Source organism: Streptococcus infantis, from assembly GCF_021497965.1.
Classification (GTDB): Bacteria; Bacillota; Bacilli; order Lactobacillales; family Streptococcaceae; genus Streptococcus; species Streptococcus infantis_B.
The window spans coordinates 81,815-102,694 of the sequence record NZ_CP046525.1; the positions used below are offsets into that span (position 1 = coordinate 81,815).

Sequence of the window (20,880 nt, forward strand, 5' to 3'; positions counted from 1 at the left end):
GAGAAATAGTGGTTCGTTAGACATATAAAATCCCAGCTATTCCTAAATAGCTGGGATTTTTTTATAAGAAGACAAGAATTCGAAGATAGTCGAAAACAAGTGCCATTTCTGCTAGGAAGAATAGAAATAGAATGCCACCGTTGACTAGGAATGCCAAGAGGAGACGATAGAAGGAGTCAACTTGACTATCCTTGCTAGGTCTTGAAATGATATAGAGGTTACCAAGTAGAACCATGCCCATACTAATGAGGCAGAGAAGAGCCGCAAAGCGTAGACCGTTAAAGAAGGCAAAGAAGCTAGCAATGCCTGTCAAGAGAATTGGGATAGCCAAGAGTCTGCTATGTACTTGAAAGGCTCTTTCCAATGTCCAATCACTGTCCTGATCGACAAAACGTTTGACTACAAATCCACCCATGAGGATAGAGAAGAAGAACAAACTTGTCGCTACCAGGATGGAGAAGATAGAAAAGAGATTTAGTGAAGGGAGATGCTGGAGAGCTTTAGAGTCGATGGCTGCCATGCGGCCGTAGTAGCCTTGCTTGGCGTGATAAACTGTAAAGAGGAAACTCGTGGCAGAAAAGATAGTTAGGAGCGCAAAAGCAGTGTAACTGTGTTTTTTATCTGTATCAAACCTTGCTGTCGGTTCTTTAAGGGCACCTTGTAACCAAATCCAAAAGTCAGCTAGTTCTTCTTTGAAGATTACCGTTTTTGTAGGTACAGGATCTGGGACAAATGGACTTTCCAAAGATTTGCTAGGCTGAGGTGCTTCTTTGACAGGCTCTTCTGACTGGTCTGTCTTTGTTGCCAGTTTATCTTCAGCTTCTTCTTGTTCTTCAGTCTCTACTTTTTCTAAATCAGCATCCTGTTCTTCGGGCTTGTCTTGAGGATTTTCTTCAACTACTGCCAACTCTTCTTTTTCTTTTAGTTCTTCCACGGGAATGACTGGGTCAGATGGACTTTCTTTTTTATCATTGTTGGCTGTTTTCTCGAAATCAGCACTTTCAAACCATTCTTGAGTCATGATGAGACCTCCCTTTTGATTAGTAACTTTTTATTCATGATTTCTATAAGAAGGCGAGCGAACATCCTCTTTTGGTAGATTGATGTCTCGACCAGCTTTTGCGACAAGTAAATCTTGTGTATCTTTTTTCTCTGATTTGTAAGGATTAGAGAACTCTTCATCTTCCTTATTTTCCTCGTTTGGATTATATCCTTCCCGACTACGATGATAGATGGAACCATGGTCAGAAGAAAGATCTAGATTGATTCTGTCAAATTCTTTTGGGTTAGCTTTAGGGTCATATCTTTTTCTGTCTCTAATTCCACTCTGCCATGGATTTGGATGTCGTCAGCAGAGATATGTTCATGTTCTGCTTGGATGCGGCTGTCAGTCAGACTGGTTTCAAATACATTGACAATTCCAGCTGTGGTTAGTTGGCTATTTTTAATCTCGCTATCAGTGATCCGAAGAAGATAGCCATTTGACTGAATCTTAGCATTGCTGATTTTTGCATTGGAAATTGAAAGGATACGATGGTCAACCTGAGCTGTAAGATTTTTTAAGTCCTTTCCTCTTGGTAATGAGAGAACAACTTCATCATTGCGACTAGAAACTCCGCTTACGATAAAGAGGATACCCTGGATACTAGAACCAACAGAAGGACGTGTAGTTGACTTGGTGTCGGAAATCTCAAGAGTTTTTTCTTTGCTAGAATGTTGAAGATTCTCTTTTTCAGAGATGGTTGGATGATACTGGATGTGAATCTTATCATCGTTTGACTCCGTAATAACTAGAGAATGTTGTGTTAGTGAGATGTTAAGATTTTCGATATCTTGATCAAATGTGAGCTCTTCCATTCGGCTCTCAAAGACTGGATTTTGAGACATTGCAAGGAGGCTTCTGACACCATCAGTTTGGATACCGATGATCATCATGGAAAAACCGATGATACTGGTGACAATACCAAAGATAAGAAATCCTTTTGTTAATTTACGCATGACTTTCACCTCTCTTTCCTCTATTAAGAATCCACTGAATGAGTCGAAGGACTAGTATTCCAAAGAAACGGGTCACATAGGAAGTTGCTAGCAAAACGAGGGACGAAGCTCCGATTGCCAGTAAACCTCCACCAAAAATCAGCATAAAGGCAGATGTAGATTCAGCCAGAACGTAGAAGCTTTCAAATAGGAGGACAGCTCCGAGCACCATTCCAGCTGCCGATACAGCAAAGAAGGTTAAAAGTATACTAATCGCAGCGATAAAAATCCCGATGATAACCATGAGGAAACCAATTGCTACAGGGATGCCGATAGGAGCCGCAAGAAGTGCTAGGATAGCGATTTGTATCACTTGACGGTTATTCTTACTTGAATTTTCTTCGTTGATTTTTTTATCGAGAAGTGTTGTCAAAATATCATGGGCAGCCTCTTTTGGACTACCGAGACTAGCTATGAGTTCTTCCTCACCTTCTGGACCAGCATCATCAAAGAGTTCTTTGAAGTAGTCCATGGCTTCGATACGATCAGCTTGAGGAAGCTTCATCAGATAGGCTTCAAGCTGATTCAAATATTCAGTTCTTGTCATGGCGAATGCTCCCTTCTATAATGCCGTTGATAGTGTCAGTGTAGAGTGTCCACTCTTCTCTGAGTACAAATAGTTGCTCCTCCCCAATCTCTGTTAAGGAGTAGTATTTCCGCATCCGACCTTGGTATTCGCGAGAGTATGTAGTCAGATAGCGGTTGGTATCCAGTTTTTTCAGGATGGGGTAGAGAGTAGATTCCTTGATTTTGGCAATGAGTTTAATGGTTTGGCTAATTTCATAACCATAGGAATCCCCTTGTTCTAGAATGGCCAAGATGAGAAACTCAATCAAGGCCGATGATGTTGGGAAATACATGGGGCACCTCCTTTTTAGTATATAAAAATTTTATATATAATTATTCTACACATATATCATACATCTAAATGGAAACGCTGTCAAGAAATATGTATAAAAATTTTACATATAAAAAATCTTCCAGCAAAAACTAGAAGATTAGAGGATTTTATCCGCTCGATCCACCATAAAGAGGGCTGTTGTCATGATGATATCAATAACTAGAAGAGCCAATACCGCTGGAACCCAAGAATGGAACATATCAAAACTGTAACCAAAGAGAGTTGGTCCAAAGGCAGCTAGGATGTAACCACCGGTCTGGGCAAGTCCAGATAATTGAGCTGTCTTTTCAGGAGAACTGGTTTTGATAGAGAAACAAACCATGAGGTAAGGGAAAAGGGCGCTGCAGGCTGTCCCAATCAAGAGTTGCGCCACCAGCCAGTATAAGAAACTGTTGCTTGGGTATAAAAGCATGGCGATTCCTAACATACCAGCCAAAGAGATGACTGTTAACATGATTTGACGGTGACGATTAGATAAACGAGTCGTTAGACTTGGAATAGTCATGGAGAAGGGAATGCTAATCAGTGAAAAGATAGAAGCCAAAAGACCAGCATCTGTATGAGATAGTCCGGCACTGATTGTCATGGTTGGTAGCCAGGTCATGCAGGTATAGAAGAGTAAAGACTGAAGCCCGCCAAATACAATAATAGCCCAAACTTGCTTACTTTTTAGGATATTCTCTGTTTCTTTTTTCTCTTCATGTCCTTCTAGGAAATGATTGTGGCTATGGTTAGGGAACCAGACAAATAAAGTTAGTAGACAGACCAAGGATAAGCAGAGAATCAAGCCTCTCCATGATGTTGCCTGAGTAATGGGGACTGAAAGATAGGAAGCAAGAGCAGTGGCAATCCCCATAGTCGTCACATAAATCGTTGTCAGGAAGCTAATCTTTTGTGGGTAGTTTGCCTGAATGACACTAGGAAGAAGCACGTTGAAAATAGCGATACTTGCTCCGATAAGTAAGGTTCCCAGATAGAGCAGAGGGAGATTGAAGATACGAATCACTGAACCGACGGTCAAGACGATAAGACTATAGGTGAAAAGATGCTCAAGTCCAATTTTTGAGCTAAGCGGCTCGCAAAAGAAGAGAAGAGGGCAAACATCAAGAGAGGAAGACTCGTCAAAACCCCAAGTGAGCTGACCTCAACTCCTAAACCTTGGGCGATATCTCCTAAAATAGTTGGTAAGGCAGTAAAAGGAGTTCTTAAGACTGCTCCAATTAAGATAATTCCTAGAATAAAAAAGAGTGATCGTTTTTTCATGTGAACCTCAACAAACTGATTTTGATAACAGCTTATTTTAAGGCTTTTTCCTATAGATGTCAAGATGGCGTGAGGGGATCCGTTTTTAGCTGCGAAAAATCATTGAAAAAAGTTTGATAAATTTACTAGTTTTTTTCTGCAATTCAAATAAAAATAGGAAAGTCTGGGAATTTGTGATAAAATAGTGAAAGAAAATATTTAGGAGACTATAAGTGATTCAACAAATCGATAATTTAATCGTCTCTATTGTGATTAGTGCTTATAATGAAGAGAAGTACTTACCAGGCTTAATTGAAGATTTAAAAAGACAGACATACAGTAAAGAAAATATTGAAATTCTATTTATTAATGCAATGTCTACTGATAAGACAACCGATATTATTCAGAGATTCATCTCTGAGGATACTGAATTTAGGTCAATTAGATTGTATGATAACCCTAAAAAGAATCAAGCAAGTGGTTTTAATTTAGGGATTAAGAACTCTAATGGAGACGTTGTTTTGAAGATTGATGCGCATTCCAAAGTCACAGAGGATTTTGTGAAGAATAATGTTGAACTCATCAATCAAGGGGAATATGTCTGTGGGGGGCCTAGACCAACGCTTGTTGAAGATGAGGGTAAATGGTCAGAAGCTTTACATATTGTTGAAGAAAATATGTTTGGAAGCAGCATCGCAGATTATCGAAACAGCTCTCAAGACAGATATGTTTCTTCTATTTTTCATGGTATGTACCGTCGAGGAGTTTTTGAGCAAGCTGGTTTAGTCGATGAACAACTCGGAAGAACGGAAGATAATGAGCTTCATTATCGTATCAGAAAACACGGATATAAGATAAGATTTAGTCCCAATGTTTTATCTTATCAATATATTCGCCCAACATTTAAAAAGATGCTCCACCAAAAGTATTCAAATGGTCTATGGATTGGATTGACAACTCATGTTAAACCAAGATGCCTATCAATCTTTCATTATGTTCCCTTTGCTTTTGTGTTAAGCATTTTTGTAGGTGCTATGTTACTACCTTTTTCACCATTGTTTTTAGTGCTTCTTTTTGCAGTATATAGTCTACTTGTAACATCTTTGACGATACTTGCTTTATTGAAACATAAAAACGAAGTATTATTGTTAATGCCTGCTATGTTATTTTCAATCCATTTTGCCTATGGGATAGGAACATTGGTTGGGTTAATCAAAGGTTTCAAATGGAAAAAAAGTTACAGCTACGACATTCAATATTTAAGTTGAGAATACTCTCATACCAAAAATTTCTCTGTGTAGGAGGATACCATTCACATGAATAAAAAAATGACAGATTATGTAATTGATCTGGTTGAAGTATTAAATAAACAACAGAAACAAATTTTTTGGGGATTTTTTGATATTGCCAGTATGGTCTTATCAATTATTGTTTCCTATATTTTATTTTATGGATTAATCAATCCAGCCCCGGTAGACTATGTCATTTACACAGGTCTAACCTTCCTTTTCTACCAACTGATGATTGGATTCTGGGGTCTTAATGCTAGTATTAGTCGATACAGCAAGATTACAGATTTCATGAAGATTTTCTTCGGAGTAACCATCAGTAGTATTTTATCTTATATTATTTGCTATGCTTTCTTACCACTCTTTTCTGTCCGCTTTATCGTACTCTTTATCCTATTAACAACCTTCTTGATTCTACTTCCTCGTATTACTTGGCAGTTGATTTACTCAAGACGTAAAAAGGGAAATGGAGAAGGAGAACACCGCCGTACCTTCTTGATTGGTGCCGGAGATGGTGGTGCGCTCTTTATGAACAGTTACCAGCATCCTACCAGTGACCTTGAATTGGTCGGGATTCTGGATAATGACGAAAAGAAAAAAGGTCAAAAGCTTGGAAAAATCCCAGTCTTGGGTTCTTATGATGACCTGCCAGAATTGGCGAAGCGCTTTAGAGTTGAAAAAGTGATTGTTGCGATTCCGTCTCTAGATCCATCTGAGTATGAACGCATTCTGCAAATGTGTAACCATATCGGCTTGAAATGCTATAAGATGCCTATGATTGAGTCAGTTGTGCAAGGTATTCAGCCTCCAATTGGTGGTTTCCAGAAGATTGATATCACAGACCTTTTGGGACGTAAAGAGATTCGACTAGACGAATCACGTCTGGGTTATGAAATTACTGGTAAAACAATTCTGGTGACTGGTGCCGGAGGTTCGATTGGATCAGAAATTTGTCGTCAGGTTAGTCGTTTCAATCCTGAACGTGTCATTTTGTTAGGACATGGGGAAAATTCGATTTACCTGATTTACCATGAATTGATTCGTAAGTACCAAGAAATTGACTTTGTTCCTGTCATTGCCGATATTCAAGATTACGAGCGTCTGCTTCAAGTTTTCGAACAATATGAACCAGCTATTGTTTACCATGCTGCAGCTCATAAGCACGTTCCGATGATGGAGCGTAATCCCAAAGAAGCCTTCAAGAATAACATCCTTGGAACCTATAATGTTGCCAGAGCAGTTGACGCTGCTAGAGTTCCAAAAATGGTTATGATTTCGACAGATAAGGCCGTTAATCCACCAAACGTAATGGGAGCAACAAAACGTGTTGCTGAGTTGATTGTGACTGGATTTAATCAACGTAGCCAATCAACCTACTGTGCGGTTCGTTTCGGTAATGTACTCGGTAGTCGTGGTAGTGTGATTCCTGTCTTTGAACGTCAGATTGCTGAAGGCGGACCTGTAACGGTGACAGATTTCCGAATGACTCGTTACTTCATGACCATTCCAGAAGCTAGTCGTTTGGTGATTCATGCGGGTGCTTATGCCAAAGATGGGGAAGTCTTTATCCTTGATATGGGCAAACCTGTACGCATTTACGACTTGGCTAAGAAAATGGTTCTACTCAGTGGTCATACTGAAAATGAAATTCCAATCGTAGAAGTAGGGATCCGCCCAGGTGAAAAACTATATGAAGAATTGCTTGTATCAACTGAATTAGTGGACAATCAAGTAATGGACAAGATCTTTGTTGGTAAAGTAAATGTGATGCCTCTTGAAATGATTGATCAGAAGATTGCAGAATTCCGGACTATGCAGGGTGCTGAATTGAAGAGAGCCATTATCAGTTTTGCAAACGAAACAACTCATGCTGACTAAAATAGATAAGATATTATCCGCGACTTCTTTTAGAGAAGGAGCAGATAGTATCTTTTTTAACTTAGAGTGAGCTTCTGTGAATCAGGTGCTTGCTTGTCAAGTGTTTACACTTATGGTAAAATATAGCTATAAAAGCAAATAGGAGTATTTTATGATTGACGCAATTAAAAATTTCTTTAAAGGTTATGTAGATTTCTCTGGACGTTCAACACGCCCAGATTACTGGTGGATTTGGTTGGCAAACATTATCCTTTCTATCCCTTTCTACATGGTATACGCTAGTGCAATGGCAAATCCAAATAGCGAAGCTGCTATTATGGCTTTGGGCTTAATCGGATTTGTTTATCTCATTTTTGCTTTGGCACTCTTCTTGCCTGGCCTTGCATTGACAGTTCGTCGTCTACGTGACGCAGGTTTCCATTGGGCACTCATTTTCGTTGCCTTTATTCCATTTGTTGGAGGTATCGCCCTTATGGTGCTACTAGCTATGCCATCAAAGGACTAACGATACGTTCAACTGTCTGAAAAAGATACAAGAATCAAGAAGTTTCAACCTTGAATCGAACTTCTTGAGTCTTGATGAACCATTTACTAACACTCCCAAGTCTCTAGTTGGATTTGGGAGTGTTCTATAACTGAATAGTTAGTTATATTGATGAAAATAAAAGTCGAGGGTATCTCATGATTAACGCGTATAAGAATTTTTTTAAGAATTATGCAGAGTTCACTGGACGTTCAACGCGGCCAGATTACTGGTGGGTTTGGCTAGGAAACTTTATTCTTTCTATTCCTTTCTGGATTATCTATTTCTACACCGTATTTCTTAGTGCCGTGATGGATTCGATAGACGATTCAGTGAGCGAAGCGACTTTTATGGTGTTTGGCTTAGTTGTTATTATTTATGCAGTTTTCTTCCTAGCAATCTTAGTGCCAACACTAGCTTTGTCAGTTCGTCGTTTGCGTGATGCTGGATTCCACTGGGCCTTTATCTTCCTTCGCTTCGCCCCTATGGGAGGGATTGCCCTTATGATCTTACATGCTATGCCAACAAAAGAGACTAAGGTAGTAAACTATAGTGAACCTCAAGCAGTTAATGTTGAAGAAGTCATCGAGGTGACACCATTTGAAGATTCTGACAAGAACTAAAAGATTTTAGTTTTACATTTGTATCTTGTTTGAACTTTTTGTATTTTGTTACCAACAAGTTAAAAAGCACTCCAATTTAATTGGAGTGCTTTTGTTTAGTTCTTCTATTGTAGTTGAACTAAAATATCTGTTGGTCGATGAGCAACCCAGTCAGGTTGATAGGTCATGAGTTCTTTCTCGTCGCCAAATCCCCAAGTAACCGCTAGTTTTTTAATGCCAGTTTCTTGGGCGCCAATCATATCGAATTTTGTATCTCCGATAATAACCACTGTTTCTGGAGCTAAATCATGTGTTGTTAAAGCTTGACGAATAACATCTGCCTTGTGCAGGGCTTGAGGACTTGAACCATAGATTCCATCAAAGAAGCGGTCAATTCCAAAATGGCTAGTCATATCAACTGCGGTTGGTGTATTCTTCGTAGTAGTGATATAGAGTGGGTATTGTTTAGCTAGTTCAGTTAGCAGGTTTTTGATTTGTGGGAAGAGCTGGGCTTCGTAAACTCCCTTTTCCTTATAGTAGGAACGATAAAGCTGGATAGCTGTTTCAACTTGATCTGCTGGGAGGCAACTAGCAAAACTTGTTTCCAATGGTGGCCCCATAAAGCCACGGATGGTTTTTGCATCTGGACTAGGGACTCCCAGTTGGTCAAAAGTATAGGTGAACCCATTGTGAATACCGATTGAGCTATCTACAAGGGTTCCATCTAGATCAAAAAAGATGGCTGATAGAGATGACATTGATTCTCCTAGTAATTTGAAATTATTCACCGAAGATTTCTTTTTGAAGGCGACGACCTGTCGGTGTGGCAGCAAGGCCTCCCTCGGCAGTTTCACGAAAGGCGGTTGGAAGACTAGAGCCCACTTGGTACATGGCATCAATGACTTCATCAACTGGGATTTTTGATTCGATACCAGCTAAGGCCATATCAGCTGCGATGAAGGCGAAGCTTGCTCCCATGGCGTTACGCTTAACGCATGGAACTTCAACCAAACCTGCAACGGGATCGCAGATAAGACCAAGCATATTTTTGATAACGAAGGCGATAGCCTGACTCGCTTGATAAGGCGTTCCGCCTGCAGCTAGGGTTAGGGCAGCAGCGCTCATGGCTGAAGCTGAACCAACTTCGGCTTGACAGCCACCTTCGGCACCTGAAATAGAAGCATTGTTCGCAATGACGAGGCCAAAAGCACCCGCAGCAAATAAGAAGTCTAGTTGTTGTTCATGGGTTAGACCCAACTTTTGAATAGCAGCTGTGAGGACTGCGGGAAGACAACCGGCACTACCAGCAGTAGGAGTTGCACAGACCAATCCCATCTTGGCATTGTGTTCGTTAACGGCGATAGCGTTACGGGCTGCAGATAGGACAGTGAAGTCTGATAGTGTTTTTCCTTTTTTGATGTAGTGATCGAGTTTGGCTGCATCTCCACCAGTTAAACCACTACGAGATTTCTTTTCGCTGAGACCGAGTTCAACAGAAGCCTTCATGACTTCAAGATTACGTTCCATGAGTAGAAGAACTTCTTCACGTTCACGCCCAGTTAGCTCAAACTCAGTCGAAATCATGAGTTCAGCAACATTTCCTTGAAAGTCTAAGTCGGCTTGTTCGACTAATTCTTTGATAGAGTAAAACATATTTTCTCCTATTGAAAGAAATTGACATTATGTAAATGAGGAATTTTACGAATTTCTTCGATAGATTCTTCACAGTTGCGGCTATCAACTTCGATAATCATAATGGCTTTCTCACCAGCTTTTTCTCGAGTTACATTCATTTGAGCGATGTTAATATTAAAGCGCGATAAGGCCTCAGTCACATGAGCGATCATACCAGGGACATCCTGATGAACGATGATAATGGTGGGGGTGTTCATGTTGAGAGATACGGCAAAGCCATTTAGTTCTGTCACCTGGATGTTACCACCACCGATTGAGATTCCTGTTACACTGATAGTCTTACGATCGTTCTTCACAGTGATTTTCGTGGTGTTTGGGTGGGGAGCATTACTATCCTTTTGGATGGTCCATACGATTTTGATTCCACGTTTGTGGGCAATTTCCAGACTGTTAGGAATTTCAGGGTCATCTGTATCCATTCCTAAGATTCCAGCGACGAGGGCAAGATCGGTCCCATGTCCGCGATAGGTTTTGGCAAAAGAATTGAAAAGTTGGAACTCGACTTCAGTAGGAGTGTCGTCAAAGATTGATGAAACGATTTTTCCGATACGAACAGCTCCTGCTGTATGACTACTAGATGGACCAATCATAACTGGACCAATGATATCAAAGACAGATTGAAAACGAAGTGATTGCATCTGTTTCCCCTTAAAAAGATTCTTACTTCTATTATATCAAAGATTGGTTTCAAGTGCTTAATTCCGTTCTGAAATCTCAAAAAATGCCAAAAAGCCTTTAATAACGAGGCTTTTGTAACAAAAAAGGCTATTTCTAGGTAAATAAATCACAGTTCTGTAACATTTCTACACAAAATCGTTAACAAATAGTAATAATAGAAGGTTATCATGGTAGTATAAGAAAGAAGGAGAAACTTTTTTAAATGAAATCAAACATTAAAACTAAATTTGCGGGATTAGCAGTAGTACTTGCTTTCCTAGCACCATCATTAACTTTTGCACAAGAATCAAAAACTTACACAGTCAAAGCTGGAGATACTCTCTCAGAAATTGCTGAAACTCACAACACAACAGTTGAAAAATTGGCTAAATTGAACAACATTAAAAACATTCACCTCATCTATGTTGACCAAGTATTGGTTATCGACGGTGAAGCTCCAGCTGCTTCAACTACAACAGAAGCTCCTGTAGCAGAAGTCAAAGAAACTCCAGCAGTTTCTGAGACTGTTGCAGAAGAAACTACATATGAGGCTACTTACAAACCTGCAGCGCCTGTAGTTGAAGAAAGCTATTCAGCTCCAGCTTCAACTGTAAGTGGTTCAGAAGCAGAAGCTAAAGAATGGATCGCCCAAAAAGAATCAGGCGGTAGCTATACAGCTACAAACGGACGTTACATCGGACGTTACCAATTGACAGATTCATACTTGAACGGTGACTATTCAGCAGAAAACCAAGAACGTGTAGCTGACGCTTATGTAGCAGGACGCTATGGTTCATGGACTGAAGCTAAGAACTTCTGGCTTAATAACGGTTGGTACTAAAAAAATAAAAAAAGAGCCTTGAATGGCTCTTTTTGTGTACCTTTTAATGAGAGACAATTTTTAAGTAATAGTGACGGAAGATTTGTTCAGGTTGATGATTTTACAGAATTTTTCCACCCGAATTAGTAAGTTAAACTGTTTAAGTCGCGAATTTTAGTTTAATTATTATGTCTATTAGCCTCTGTCTGAGAACCGGAAGAATTAGAAGATTGATCTCGTGTATCAACGCCATGATTCCCTTCGCTGCCAGCACTATCAGATGAATATTGCTCAGCTGCAGGTGTTTGAGAATTATTTATGCTTTCATATGATTCAGTGTAGGTTGGACTGTAGTTGTTATCTTCTGAATTGTAGGATTCTACTACCTGAGTCTTACTAGCTGTTTCTGTTTCGTTTTGGTTAGATTTTTGTTCTTCTTTTTTAGTCAAGAATTCAACTTGTTTTTGGAATTTAGAAATCAGTTCTTGAATTGGTTTTATTTTTTCTTCAATGGAAGTTTGTTCGTTAGTAGAGTTAATATCTTTAATGATTTCTAATATTTTTTGTAAAGAAGTGATGCCTGCTTCAAGTGTTTGTTTATCTTGAAACTGGCTATCAGAGTCCTTTATATCTAATTTTAAAGCTTTTTCAGTATAATGCTTTGTGACTTTATCGGCAGTAGAAGTAAGAAAGTCTGTTAGTGTCTTTTTACCCGCATCAGTGGTTGGTTTCAATTCCTGAATCTTTTTCCAATCATCTATTATGCTTTCAGAATCGATGTTGAAGTCTTTAATAGCATTTTTTACTTGTTCAACATCTTGTTGATTTTTTTGTTGTTTGATGAGAGCAATGTTTCCTTTCTCTGCTTGAACATGTTCTTGATGAATGACTAAGGCTGTTAAAAGTCCAAAACCTGCAATAATTATAATAGTAAAAATGGTATTTTTTGATTTTAGTATATCTTTGTAGTTGTTCACAATAGTTCTACGCACGTGGATAAAGGTATATGTATGGAATCATGTGCGCATTCCTCCTCATTACAGTATATCATTTTTAGTTGATTTTAAAAATAAATTTTTAAAGTGAATAGAGGTTTAGGCATGAATTACTTTTTTGAGTTCTTAATTTTATGTATTTACAGAAGAGATTGCTAGATTTGTCTCCATCTTCCTTGTCATCTTTTTTAAAGCATGCTATAATGAATCTTGCTCAAGCGACCTTCAATCGTTGAAGCACACACGACCTTCAATCGTGAATAAACGAATAGATGGGAGACTTACCATGAGTGATAACTCTAAAACACGTGTTGTCGTGGGGATGAGTGGTGGTGTTGATTCGTCGGTGACGGCTCTCTTGCTCAAGGAGCAGGGCTACGATGTGATCGGTATCTTCATGAAGAACTGGGATGACACAGATGAAAACGGCGTCTGTACAGCGACCGAAGATTACAAGGATGTGGCTGCGGTGGCAGACCAGATTGGCATTCCTTACTACTCTGTCAATTTTGAAAAAGAGTACTGGGACCGCGTTTTTGAGTATTTCCTAGCGGAATACCGTGCAGGACGCACGCCAAATCCAGACGTTATGTGCAACAAAGAAATCAAGTTTAAAGCCTTTTTGGACTATGCCATGACCTTGGGAGCAGACTATGTAGCAACTGGGCACTATGCTCGAGTGGCGCGTGATGAGGATGGCATCGTTCACATGCTTCGTGGCGTGGATAATGGCAAGGATCAGACCTATTTCCTCAGTCAACTTTCGCAAGAACAACTCCAAAAAACCATGTTCCCACTAGGACATTTGGAAAAACCTGAAGTCCGAAAAATAGCTGAAGAAGCAGGACTTGCGACTGCTAAGAAGAAAGACTCGACAGGAATTTGCTTTATCGGAGAAAAGAACTTTAAAGAATTTCTCAGCAACTATCTACCAGCTCAGCCTGGTCGCATGATGACTGTGGATGGTCGCGATATGGGCGAGCATGCCGGCCTTATGTACTATACAATTGGTCAGCGTGGGGGACTCGGTATCGGTGGGCAACACGGAGGGGACAATGCCCCTTGGTTCGTTGTCGGAAAAGATTTGAGCCAAAATATCCTCTATGTCGGACAAGGTTTCTATCATGAAGCGCTCATGTCAACTAGCTTAGAGGCTAGTCAAGTTCACTTTACTCGTGACATGCCAGAGGAGTTTACGCTAGAATGTACGGCTAAATTCCGCTACCGTCAGCCAGACTCGAAGGTAACTGTTCATGTTAAAGGAGACAAGGCCGAGGTCATCTTTGCGGAGCCGCAACGCGCCATTACACCAGGACAGGCAGTTGTCTTTTACGATGGTGAAGAATGTCTCGGTGGTGGTTTGATTGACAATGCCTACCGTGATGGCAAGGTTTGTCAGTACATTTAGATTGACAAATGTTCTCAATTTGCTACAATAATAAAAGCAATAGAAATGATGGTCAAAGCTCATGGATGTTGCAGGCTTTTTTGTCCTGCACTTCTTACGAGTTTTGACTGTTTTTGTGTCGTTTAAGGGAAAGGGCAAAAATGACTCAACAAGACTTTCGGACAAAAGAGGGAAATACTGTTTTTGGTGTTCGGGCAACAGCCTTGATTCTCCAAAATCGCAAACTTCTAGCTACTAAAGACAAGGACAAGTATTACACTATCGGCGGTGCTATTCAAGTCAACGAAAGAACGGAAGATGCGGTAGTCCGTGAGGTGAGGGAAGAACTGGGCGTCAAAGCTCAAGCTGGGCAGCTAGCTTTCGTGGTTGAAAATCGTTTTGAAGAAGACGGTGTTCACTATCACAACATCGAGTTTCATTATTTAGTGGACTTACTTGAGGACGCCCCATTGACCATGCAGGAAGACGAAAAAACGCAGCCTTGTGAGTGGATTGATTTGGACAAGCTTGAGGATATTCGGCTGGTTCCAGCCTTTTTAAAGACAGCCCTACCAACCTGGAACGGCCGACTAAGACACATTCACCTTGAGGAATAGGAGAGAAAATGACTTATAATTTTACAGAAGAATACGATATTATAGTTATCGGTGCTGGGCATGCCGGGGTGGAAGCTTCCCTAGCTGCGAGCCGTATGGGTTGCAAGGTCTTGCTTGCGACTATTAACATTGAAATGTTAGCTTTCATGCCTTGTAATCCGTCTATTGGTGGTTCTGCAAAGGGGATTGTCGTGCGTGAAGTGGATGCCCTTGGTGGCGAAATGGCTAAGACCATTGACAAGACTTACATCCAGATGAAGATGCTCAACACTGGAAAGGGACCAGCTGTTCGTGCCCTTCGTGCGCAGGCTGACAAGGAGCTTTACTCTAAGGAAATGCGCAAGACAGTTGAAAATCAAGAAAATCTGACCCTTCGTCAAACCATGATTGATGAGATTTTGGTGGAAGACGGCAAGGTTGTCGGCGTTCGTACAGCAACCCATCAAGAGTATGCTGCCAAGGCTGTTATTGTGACCACAGGGACTGCCCTCCGTGGGGAAATCATCATCGGAGATCTCAAGTACTCGTCAGGTCCTAACCACAGCCTAGCTTCTATTAACCTCGCTGACAATCTCAAAGAACTTGGGCTCGAAATCGGTCGTTTCAAAACAGGGACACCACCTCGTGTCAAGGCTTCTTCTATCAACTACGATGTGACAGAAATCCAGCCAGGAGACGAGGCACCAAATCACTTCTCATACACTTCACGTGACGAGGATTATGTCAAAGACCAAGTGCCGTGCTGGTTGACCTACACCAATGGTGCCAGCCATGAGATTATTCAAAACAACCTCCACCGTGCGCCTATGTTTACAGGTGTGGTCAAGGGAGTTGGGCCTCGCTATTGTCCGTCAATTGAGGACAAGATTGTACGTTTTGCAGACAAGGAACGCCACCAACTTTTCCTTGAGCCAGAAGGTCGCAATACAGAGGAAGTCTATGTCCAAGGACTTTCGACTAGTCTTCCTGAAGACGTACAACGTGACTTGGTTCATTCTATCAAAGGGTTGGAAAATGCAGAGATGATGCGAACTGGTTATGCCATTGAGTATGATATGGTCTTACCACACCAGTTGCGTGCGACTCTGGAAACCAAAAAAATCTCAGGCCTCTTCACTGCTGGACAGACAAATGGAACGTCAGGTTACGAAGAAGCTGCTGGCCAAGGGATTATCGCGGGTATCAATGCGGCTCTGAAAATCCAAGGTAAGCCTGAGTTGATTCTGAAACGAAGCGACGGTTATATCGGAGTGATGATTGACGACTTGGTAACTAAGGGAACCATTGAACCTTACCGTCTCTTGACTAGTCGTGCTGAATACCGCCTCATTCTCCGTCATGACAATGCTGATATGCGTTTGACTGAGATGGGGCGTGAGGTTGGCCTTGTGGATGATGAACGTTGGGCACGCTTTGAAATCAAGAAAAATCAATTTGAGAATGAAATGAAGCGTTTGGATAGCATCAAACTCAAGCCAGTCAAGGAAACCAATGTTAAGGTTGAAGCAATGGGCTTCAAACCATTGACTGATGCAGTCACTGCCAAGGAATTCCTCCGTCGTCCAGAAGTCTCTTACCAAGACGTGGTGGCCTTTATTGGACCTGCTGCCGAAGAATTGGATGACAAGATTATCGAATTGATTGAAACAGAAATCAAGTACGAAGGTTACATCTCAAAAGCTATGGATCAGGTTGCCAAGATGAAACGCATGGAAGAAAAACGTATTCCGGCCAACATCGATTGGGATGATATTGACTCTATTGCGACAGAAGCGCGCCAGAAGTTCAAACTCATTAATCCAGAAACCATTGGTCAGGCTAGCCGTATTTCTGGGGTAAACCCAGCAGATATCTCTATTTTGATGGTGTATCTGGAAGGTAAAAATCGTAGCATTTCAAAAAACTTAGAAAAGAAAACTGATTAAAAAGTGCTGAATCCTCTTTTTGAGAATTCAGCTTTTTTAGATTTTTCTCCTTTTTTCGAATGAAGAGAAAAGGAGAATTGACTATGCTGACAGTAGAAGAAAAAATTTTTTTAGACCACTATAAAAGAGTTTCATATCATCGTTTTTATGAGATTGAACGCTTTGTTACTTTGTCTGAAAAGTTGAACGAACGTCCGCCAAAGGCTGACAAGAACTAGACTTTTTGATATACTAGAACAAATTAAAATATAGGAGAGAGCGAATGAACGTATATGGCAGATTAGAAGATGAATCGAATCCATATTGGGTGGGAAGTCAGGAAGCTCCAGTAACAAATGAGGAGCAACTCGAGGTTGAAACTCGTCAGCCTGCTCGCTTACCATTTTTTAATATCCTAATTTTGAGTACGCTAGTAGTACTTGTGTCTGTGGTCCTACCCTTTTTATTAGGCTTGCTAAGTCCAGAACAGACTCAGGATTTCTATATCGGGTGGGCCATGCATCAGAGAGGAGATATCTACTCTGACTACTTTGGCACTAGTGGTCTCCTTTATTACTTTTTACAGTATCTAACCAAAGGCAGTCTATTGTTTGCAGTCTTTAATTGGTTAGCCTTAATAGGTGCAGGATTCTTTCTTTTTCATTCGGCTTATAACTTGACGGGACAAAACAAACAATCTCAACAAGTGCTGACAGTCTTTTATATCCTCGCCAGTGCTCTTAGTTTTGGTGGTGGCTATGCGACTATTCTTGCCCTTCCGTTCTTATTCTATGCTCTCAGTTTAGCGATTGCTTACTTTGCAGAACCAGATCATGATAAAGATTTCATACGTATTGGGATTAGCTTGGCCCTAGCATTTTTCTTTGCACCTTTGGTGACAACTTTATATGCATTTGTCTTATTTTTTGCAGTAACTGCTTTTAATGTTGGGCGCAACAACTTGACTCATGGCCTCTATCAATTCTTTGCGGCGGGTCTTGGTTTTTCAATCTTCTTTTATCCAATTGGCTACTATACAGCTTATAAAGGTAGCTTCGGAAATGCCATTAGTCAAATCCTCTATCCATTAGATAGTTTGAACTTCACCTCTAACCCGGGATTACTCGACAACATCCTCTTCTATGGATTATTGGCAATTGCTCTTGGAGCATTGACGTTGGCTTTCACAGGTCTCTTCCAATCTAAACCATTGAAACAATCAGTCTTATCAATCTCTGCTGCAATAGCTGTTATTTTGGTATTAGTTTTAGAAATTTTCTCTACAGATCTTATCAATGGTAGTCGTATGGTTGAATTGTTACCCTTCTTGTCTATTCTATTGTTAACTCGAATTCGCACGTGGGAATTCGAGGGAGCAAGCCGTCGTAGAAGACGCAGAGAAGAAACGTCACCATGGGGCACTTTTGTGAAAGGAAATGCCTATCTGCCAATTTTAGCTCTCGTTTATCTATTTTTAGCTCCTGTAGTATCACGATATTTACTTCATGCGGAACAATATCAAGAACGTACAGGCATTGAAACTAAAGTCAAAGGGGAAACGCAAGCTACAGATCGTATCTATGTTTGGGATAATCTGACAAGTAGCTATAAAGCTAGCGAACGCTTGGCTGCTAGTCAGTTGTTATCTCCTAGATTGCATACAGGACTTGATGCAAATCGTACTAAGCTTGTAAATGATCTTCGAGATAATCAACCAAAGATGATTGTAGTGAATACAAAAACAACTCTTTGGACAGAAGTTGAGCAGCTTTTAGCTGAAAATTATCAAGCGGTTCAAAGTGAATTCAAAGATTTTAAACTCTATAAATTAAAATAAAAACTATCAATATCTTGTGTAATTTTAAAAAAATTTTATTTTTTGACACAAGATATTGATTTTTATTTTTTTAGTGATATAATACTTTTTAGAATCAATATTATATTTAAGAAAAGGGTATGGATATGATTGTATTGGAAGAGAAGGCTGTCCCTGATCCGACTTTATTCGTCGAAAAGCGTGACGGCAGACGTGTCATTTTTGATGTAGACAAGATTGCCAAAGCGCTTCATAAGGCTGCTGAAAAGGTTATGGATGTAACTCCTTTGGTCGAAAAGCGCCTTAGTGCCCTGGTTGAGCGTATCGTTGATGAGATCCATAGCCGTTTCCCGCAAGGTGTAAAAATCTATGAAATCCAAAACATCGTTGAGCACGAGTTGCTGGAAGCTAAAGAATATGCCTTGGCTGAAGAGTATATCACTTATCGGACTCAAAGAGATTTTGAGCGCTCAAAAGCGACAGATATCAACTTTAGTATTCATAAGCTTCTCAATAAGGATCAAGCGGTTGTTAATGAAAATGCCAATAAAGATAGCGATGTCTTCAACACCCAGCGTGATTTGACGGCCGGAATTGTTGGAAAATCAATCGGACTGCAAATGCTTCCTAAGCATGTGGCTAATGCCCATCAAAAAGGGGATATCCACTATCACGATTTGGACTACAGCCCCTACACTCCTATGACCAACTGCTGTTTGATTGATTTTAAGGGTATGTTGGAAAATGGTTTTAAGATTGGGAATGCTGAGGTAGAAAGTCCTAAGTCTATCCAAACTGCGACAGCACAGATTTCACAAATCATCGCAAACGTCGCATCTAGCCAGTATGGGGGCTGTTCGGCAGACCGTATAGATGAAGTTTTGGCTCCTTATGCAGAGAAAAATTATCAAAAACACCTTAAAGATGCAGAGGAATGGGTCCTACCTGACAAGCACGAAGAATACGCCTGGAAGAAAACTCAAAAAGACATCTATGATGCCATGCAATCTTTAGAGTACGAGATTAACACCCTCTTTACATCAAATGGACAAACACCTTTTACTTCTCTTGGTTTCGGTCTAGGAACCAATCGTTTTGAACGTGAAATTCAAAAGGCAATCCTAAACATTCGTATCAAGGGGCTTGGTTCAGAACACCGTACAGCCATCTTCCCGAAACTTATCTTTACTCTTAAAAGAGGTCTTAACTTAGAGGAAGGTTCTCCTAACTACGATATTAAACAATTGGCTCTCGAGTGTGCAACCAAGCGCATGTACCCAGATGTCTTGTCTTACGATAAGATTGTCGAGTTGACAGGTTCTTTCAAAGTTCCGATGGGTTGCCGTTCTTTCCTTCAAGGATGGAAGGATGAAAATGGTGTAGAAGTTAATTCAGGTCGTATGAATCTAGGCGTGGTAACGGTCAATCTTCCTCGTATTGCCCTTGAATCTGAAGGCGACTTGAACAAGTTCTGGGAAATCTTCAATGAGCGCATGAATATTGCAGAAGATGCACTGGTCTATCGTGTAGAGCGAACCAAGGAAGCTACTCCAGCTAACGCACCTATCCTCTATCAATACGGAGCCTTTGGGCACCGCCTTGGGAAGGAAGAAAGTGTTGACCAACTCTTCAAGAATCGTCGTGCGACTGTTTCGCTTGGCTATATCGGGCTCTATGAAGTGGCGACAGTATTCTTTGGCAACAATTGGGAAACCAATCCAGAAGCCAAGGAATTCACACTGGATATTATTCGAGACATGAAACATCGAGTAGAAGAATGGTCAGACCAATACGGTTATCACTTCTCTATTTATTCAACGCCATCTGAAAGTCTGACAGATCGTTTCTGTCGTTTAGATACAGAGAAATTTGGATCTATTCCAGACATTACTGATAAAGAATACTACACAAATTCCTTCCATTATGATGTCCGAAAAAATCCAACTCCTTTTGAAAAATTGGACTTCGAGAAGGTTTATCCAGAAGCGGGTGCATCAGGTGGATTTATCCACTACTGTGAGTACCCAGTTCTTCAACAAAATCCAAAGGCCTTGGAAGCTGTTTGGGATTATGCTTATGATCGTGTAGGTTATCTAGGGACTAATACTCCGATTGATCGTTGCTACAAGTGCGATTTTGAAGGAGACTTTAATCCAACCGAGAGAGGTTTTGCCTGTCCTAACTGTGGTAATAGTGATCCTAAAACAGTCGATGTTGTTAAACGGACTTGTGGCTATCTTGGAAATCCGCAAGCGCGTCCGATGGTGAATGGACGTCACAAGGAAATTGCTGCGCGTGTTAAACACATGAACGGTTCTACTATTAAAACAGCAGGGCATGAAGTAACAAATTAGAAAGAGATAGCATGGGAAAATATCAATTAGACGATAAGGGTAAGGCCTTGGTTCAACGATTCCACGAAAAGCATTCAAAGGGTGGAGTCAATAAAAAAGATCGAGTAGCCAGCCTTAGAGAACAATTTTTAAATAAGAACAAGAAAAAGTGAGAGTCCCCTCT

At 40.5% G+C, this 20,880-nt stretch carries 19 protein-coding genes and 2 pseudogenes; 12 read left to right on the forward strand and 9 right to left on the reverse strand.

Annotated elements, in window-relative coordinates:
- Positions 1 to 61 precede the first annotated feature (61 nt).
- The 5 genes and pseudogenes from GOM46_RS00350 to GOM46_RS00370 form a co-directional block, all read right to left on the reverse strand.
- The gene (locus GOM46_RS00350) at positions 62 to 1,021 is read right to left on the reverse strand and encodes a DUF6574 domain-containing protein (protein ID WP_235083632.1); all 960 of its coding nucleotides are present in this window, start codon (positions 1,019 to 1,021) and stop codon (positions 62 to 64) included.
- Between the two features lie 30 nt (positions 1,022 to 1,051).
- Positions 1,052 to 1,998, reverse strand: a pseudogene (locus tag GOM46_RS00355) (DUF4097 family beta strand repeat-containing protein).
- Positions 1,991 to 2,584: a DUF1700 domain-containing protein gene (locus tag GOM46_RS00360; protein WP_235083633.1), complete on the reverse strand. Its 594-nt coding sequence runs from the start codon at positions 2,582 to 2,584 to the stop codon at positions 1,991 to 1,993. The pseudogene GOM46_RS00355 and the gene GOM46_RS00360 overlap by 8 nt, the downstream one beginning before the upstream one ends.
- Entirely contained in the window at positions 2,571 to 2,897 is a 327-nt protein-coding gene (locus GOM46_RS00365; protein ID WP_000273853.1) for a PadR family transcriptional regulator, read from the reverse strand. Before GOM46_RS00365 ends, GOM46_RS00360 begins: the two co-directional genes overlap by 14 nt.
- Positions 2,898 to 3,035: 138 nt before the next feature.
- Positions 3,036 to 4,201, reverse strand: a pseudogene (locus GOM46_RS00370) (CynX/NimT family MFS transporter).
- 212 nt (positions 4,202 to 4,413) lie between these two features.
- Between GOM46_RS00370 and GOM46_RS00375 the strand changes: the two are divergent.
- The 4 genes from GOM46_RS00375 (at position 4,414) to GOM46_RS00390 (ending at position 8,493) form a co-directional block, all read left to right on the forward strand.
- Positions 4,414 to 5,448, forward strand: coding sequence for a glycosyltransferase family 2 protein (locus GOM46_RS00375; protein ID WP_235083634.1), 1,035 nt, complete (start codon positions 4,414 to 4,416; stop codon positions 5,446 to 5,448).
- Between the two features lie 48 nt (positions 5,449 to 5,496).
- The gene (locus GOM46_RS00380) at positions 5,497 to 7,347 is read left to right on the forward strand and encodes a polysaccharide biosynthesis protein (RefSeq protein ID WP_235083635.1); all 1,851 of its coding nucleotides are present in this window, start codon (positions 5,497 to 5,499) and stop codon (positions 7,345 to 7,347) included.
- Between the two features lie 151 nt (positions 7,348 to 7,498).
- Complete coding sequence (locus GOM46_RS00385) at positions 7,499 to 7,852, forward strand: DUF805 domain-containing protein (RefSeq protein WP_235083636.1); 354 nt, start codon at positions 7,499 to 7,501, stop codon at positions 7,850 to 7,852.
- Positions 7,853 to 8,028: 176 nt separating this feature from the next.
- Positions 8,029 to 8,493, forward strand: coding sequence for a DUF805 domain-containing protein (locus GOM46_RS00390; protein ID WP_235083637.1), 465 nt, complete (start codon positions 8,029 to 8,031; stop codon positions 8,491 to 8,493).
- Positions 8,494 to 8,597: 104 nt separating this feature from the next.
- Here GOM46_RS00390 and GOM46_RS00395 read toward each other — a convergent pair whose 3' ends face one another.
- From GOM46_RS00395 to sdaAB, 3 genes are read right to left on the reverse strand one after another with little or no spacing between them, the layout of a single operon-like run.
- Positions 8,598 to 9,230 (reverse strand): HAD hydrolase-like protein, encoded by a 633-nt coding sequence (locus GOM46_RS00395; RefSeq protein WP_235083638.1) that lies wholly within the window; start codon positions 9,228 to 9,230, stop codon positions 8,598 to 8,600.
- 22 nt (positions 9,231 to 9,252) lie between these two features.
- Entirely contained in the window at positions 9,253 to 10,125 is an 873-nt protein-coding gene (gene sdaAA, locus GOM46_RS00400) for an L-serine ammonia-lyase, iron-sulfur-dependent, subunit alpha (protein WP_235083639.1), read from the reverse strand.
- 8 nt (positions 10,126 to 10,133) lie between these two features.
- Complete coding sequence (gene sdaAB, locus GOM46_RS00405; protein ID WP_049526542.1) at positions 10,134 to 10,805, reverse strand: L-serine ammonia-lyase, iron-sulfur-dependent subunit beta; 672 nt, start codon at positions 10,803 to 10,805, stop codon at positions 10,134 to 10,136.
- Between the two features lie 242 nt (positions 10,806 to 11,047).
- On the opposite strand from sdaAB, the gene GOM46_RS00410 reads away from it, so the two are divergent.
- Entirely contained in the window at positions 11,048 to 11,665 is a 618-nt protein-coding gene (locus tag GOM46_RS00410) for a LysM peptidoglycan-binding domain-containing protein (RefSeq protein WP_235083640.1), read from the forward strand.
- A 158-nt stretch (positions 11,666 to 11,823) separates the two neighbouring features.
- On the opposite strand, the gene GOM46_RS00415 is transcribed toward GOM46_RS00410, so the two are convergent.
- The gene (locus tag GOM46_RS00415; protein WP_235083641.1) at positions 11,824 to 12,621 is read right to left on the reverse strand and encodes a hypothetical protein; all 798 of its coding nucleotides are present in this window, start codon (positions 12,619 to 12,621) and stop codon (positions 11,824 to 11,826) included.
- Positions 12,622 to 12,925: 304 nt separating this feature from the next.
- Here GOM46_RS00415 and mnmA point away from each other — a divergent pair, with 304 nt between their 5' ends.
- The 7 genes from mnmA (at position 12,926) to GOM46_RS00445 (ending at position 20,869) form a co-directional block, all read left to right on the forward strand.
- Complete coding sequence (gene mnmA / locus GOM46_RS00420; protein ID WP_235083642.1) at positions 12,926 to 14,047, forward strand: tRNA 2-thiouridine(34) synthase MnmA; 1,122 nt, start codon at positions 12,926 to 12,928, stop codon at positions 14,045 to 14,047.
- Positions 14,048 to 14,187: 140 nt separating this feature from the next.
- Positions 14,188 to 14,643, forward strand: a complete 456-nt coding sequence (locus tag GOM46_RS00425; RefSeq protein ID WP_235083643.1) for an NUDIX hydrolase — start codon at positions 14,188 to 14,190, stop codon at positions 14,641 to 14,643.
- An 8-nt stretch (positions 14,644 to 14,651) separates the two neighbouring features.
- Positions 14,652 to 16,568, forward strand: a complete 1,917-nt coding sequence (mnmG, locus tag GOM46_RS00430) for a tRNA uridine-5-carboxymethylaminomethyl(34) synthesis enzyme MnmG (RefSeq protein ID WP_235083644.1) — start codon at positions 14,652 to 14,654, stop codon at positions 16,566 to 16,568.
- 83 nt (positions 16,569 to 16,651) lie between these two features.
- Entirely contained in the window at positions 16,652 to 16,786 is a 135-nt protein-coding gene (locus GOM46_RS08325) for a hypothetical protein (protein ID WP_265324763.1), read from the forward strand.
- A 44-nt stretch (positions 16,787 to 16,830) separates the two neighbouring features.
- A complete protein-coding gene (locus tag GOM46_RS00435) occupies positions 16,831 to 18,384 on the forward strand; it encodes a damage-inducible protein CinA (RefSeq protein ID WP_235083645.1) in 1,554 nt (517 codons plus the stop codon).
- A 125-nt stretch (positions 18,385 to 18,509) separates the two neighbouring features.
- Positions 18,510 to 20,717 carry an anaerobic ribonucleoside-triphosphate reductase gene (gene nrdD / locus GOM46_RS00440; protein ID WP_235084129.1) on the forward strand — a complete coding sequence of 736 codons (2,208 nt, stop codon included), beginning with the start codon at positions 18,510 to 18,512 and terminating at the stop codon, positions 20,715 to 20,717.
- An 11-nt stretch (positions 20,718 to 20,728) separates the two neighbouring features.
- Positions 20,729 to 20,869 carry a hypothetical protein gene (locus GOM46_RS00445; RefSeq protein WP_000521611.1) on the forward strand — a complete coding sequence of 47 codons (141 nt, stop codon included), beginning with the start codon at positions 20,729 to 20,731 and terminating at the stop codon, positions 20,867 to 20,869.
- Positions 20,870 to 20,880: the final 11 nt, after the last annotated feature.

What these genes read in the sequence shown, in the direction of transcription:
- GOM46_RS00385 (WP_235083636.1), top strand. Translation starts at nt 7,499, where the DNA reads ATGATTGACGCAATTAAAAATTTCTTTAAAGGTTATGTAGATTTCTCT.
- mnmG (WP_235083644.1), top strand. Translation starts at nt 14,652, where the DNA reads ATGACTTATAATTTTACAGAAGAATACGATATTATAGTTATCGGTGCT.
- GOM46_RS00425 (WP_235083643.1), top strand. Translation starts at nt 14,188, where the DNA reads ATGACTCAACAAGACTTTCGGACAAAAGAGGGAAATACTGTTTTTGGT.
- GOM46_RS00350 (WP_235083632.1), bottom strand. Translation starts at nt 1,021, where the DNA reads ATGACTCAAGAATGGTTTGAAAGTGCTGATTTCGAGAAAACAGCCAAC.
- GOM46_RS00365 (WP_000273853.1), bottom strand. Translation starts at nt 2,897, where the DNA reads ATGTATTTCCCAACATCATCGGCCTTGATTGAGTTTCTCATCTTGGCC.
- mnmA (WP_235083642.1), top strand. Translation starts at nt 12,926, where the DNA reads ATGAGTGATAACTCTAAAACACGTGTTGTCGTGGGGATGAGTGGTGGT.
- nrdD (WP_235084129.1), top strand. Translation starts at nt 18,510, where the DNA reads ATGATTGTATTGGAAGAGAAGGCTGTCCCTGATCCGACTTTATTCGTC.
- GOM46_RS00395 (WP_235083638.1), bottom strand. Translation starts at nt 9,230, where the DNA reads ATGTCATCTCTATCAGCCATCTTTTTTGATCTAGATGGAACCCTTGTA.
- GOM46_RS00360 (WP_235083633.1), bottom strand. Translation starts at nt 2,584, where the DNA reads ATGACAAGAACTGAATATTTGAATCAGCTTGAAGCCTATCTGATGAAG.
- sdaAB (WP_049526542.1), bottom strand. Translation starts at nt 10,805, where the DNA reads ATGCAATCACTTCGTTTTCAATCTGTCTTTGATATCATTGGTCCAGTT.
- GOM46_RS00390 (WP_235083637.1), top strand. Translation starts at nt 8,029, where the DNA reads ATGATTAACGCGTATAAGAATTTTTTTAAGAATTATGCAGAGTTCACT.
- GOM46_RS00410 (WP_235083640.1), top strand. Translation starts at nt 11,048, where the DNA reads ATGAAATCAAACATTAAAACTAAATTTGCGGGATTAGCAGTAGTACTT.
- GOM46_RS00445 (WP_000521611.1), top strand. Translation starts at nt 20,729, where the DNA reads ATGGGAAAATATCAATTAGACGATAAGGGTAAGGCCTTGGTTCAACGA.
- GOM46_RS00435 (WP_235083645.1), top strand. Translation starts at nt 16,831, where the DNA reads ATGAACGTATATGGCAGATTAGAAGATGAATCGAATCCATATTGGGTG.
- GOM46_RS08325 (WP_265324763.1), top strand. Translation starts at nt 16,652, where the DNA reads ATGCTGACAGTAGAAGAAAAAATTTTTTTAGACCACTATAAAAGAGTT.
- sdaAA (WP_235083639.1), bottom strand. Translation starts at nt 10,125, where the DNA reads ATGTTTTACTCTATCAAAGAATTAGTCGAACAAGCCGACTTAGACTTT.
- GOM46_RS00380 (WP_235083635.1), top strand. Translation starts at nt 5,497, where the DNA reads ATGAATAAAAAAATGACAGATTATGTAATTGATCTGGTTGAAGTATTA.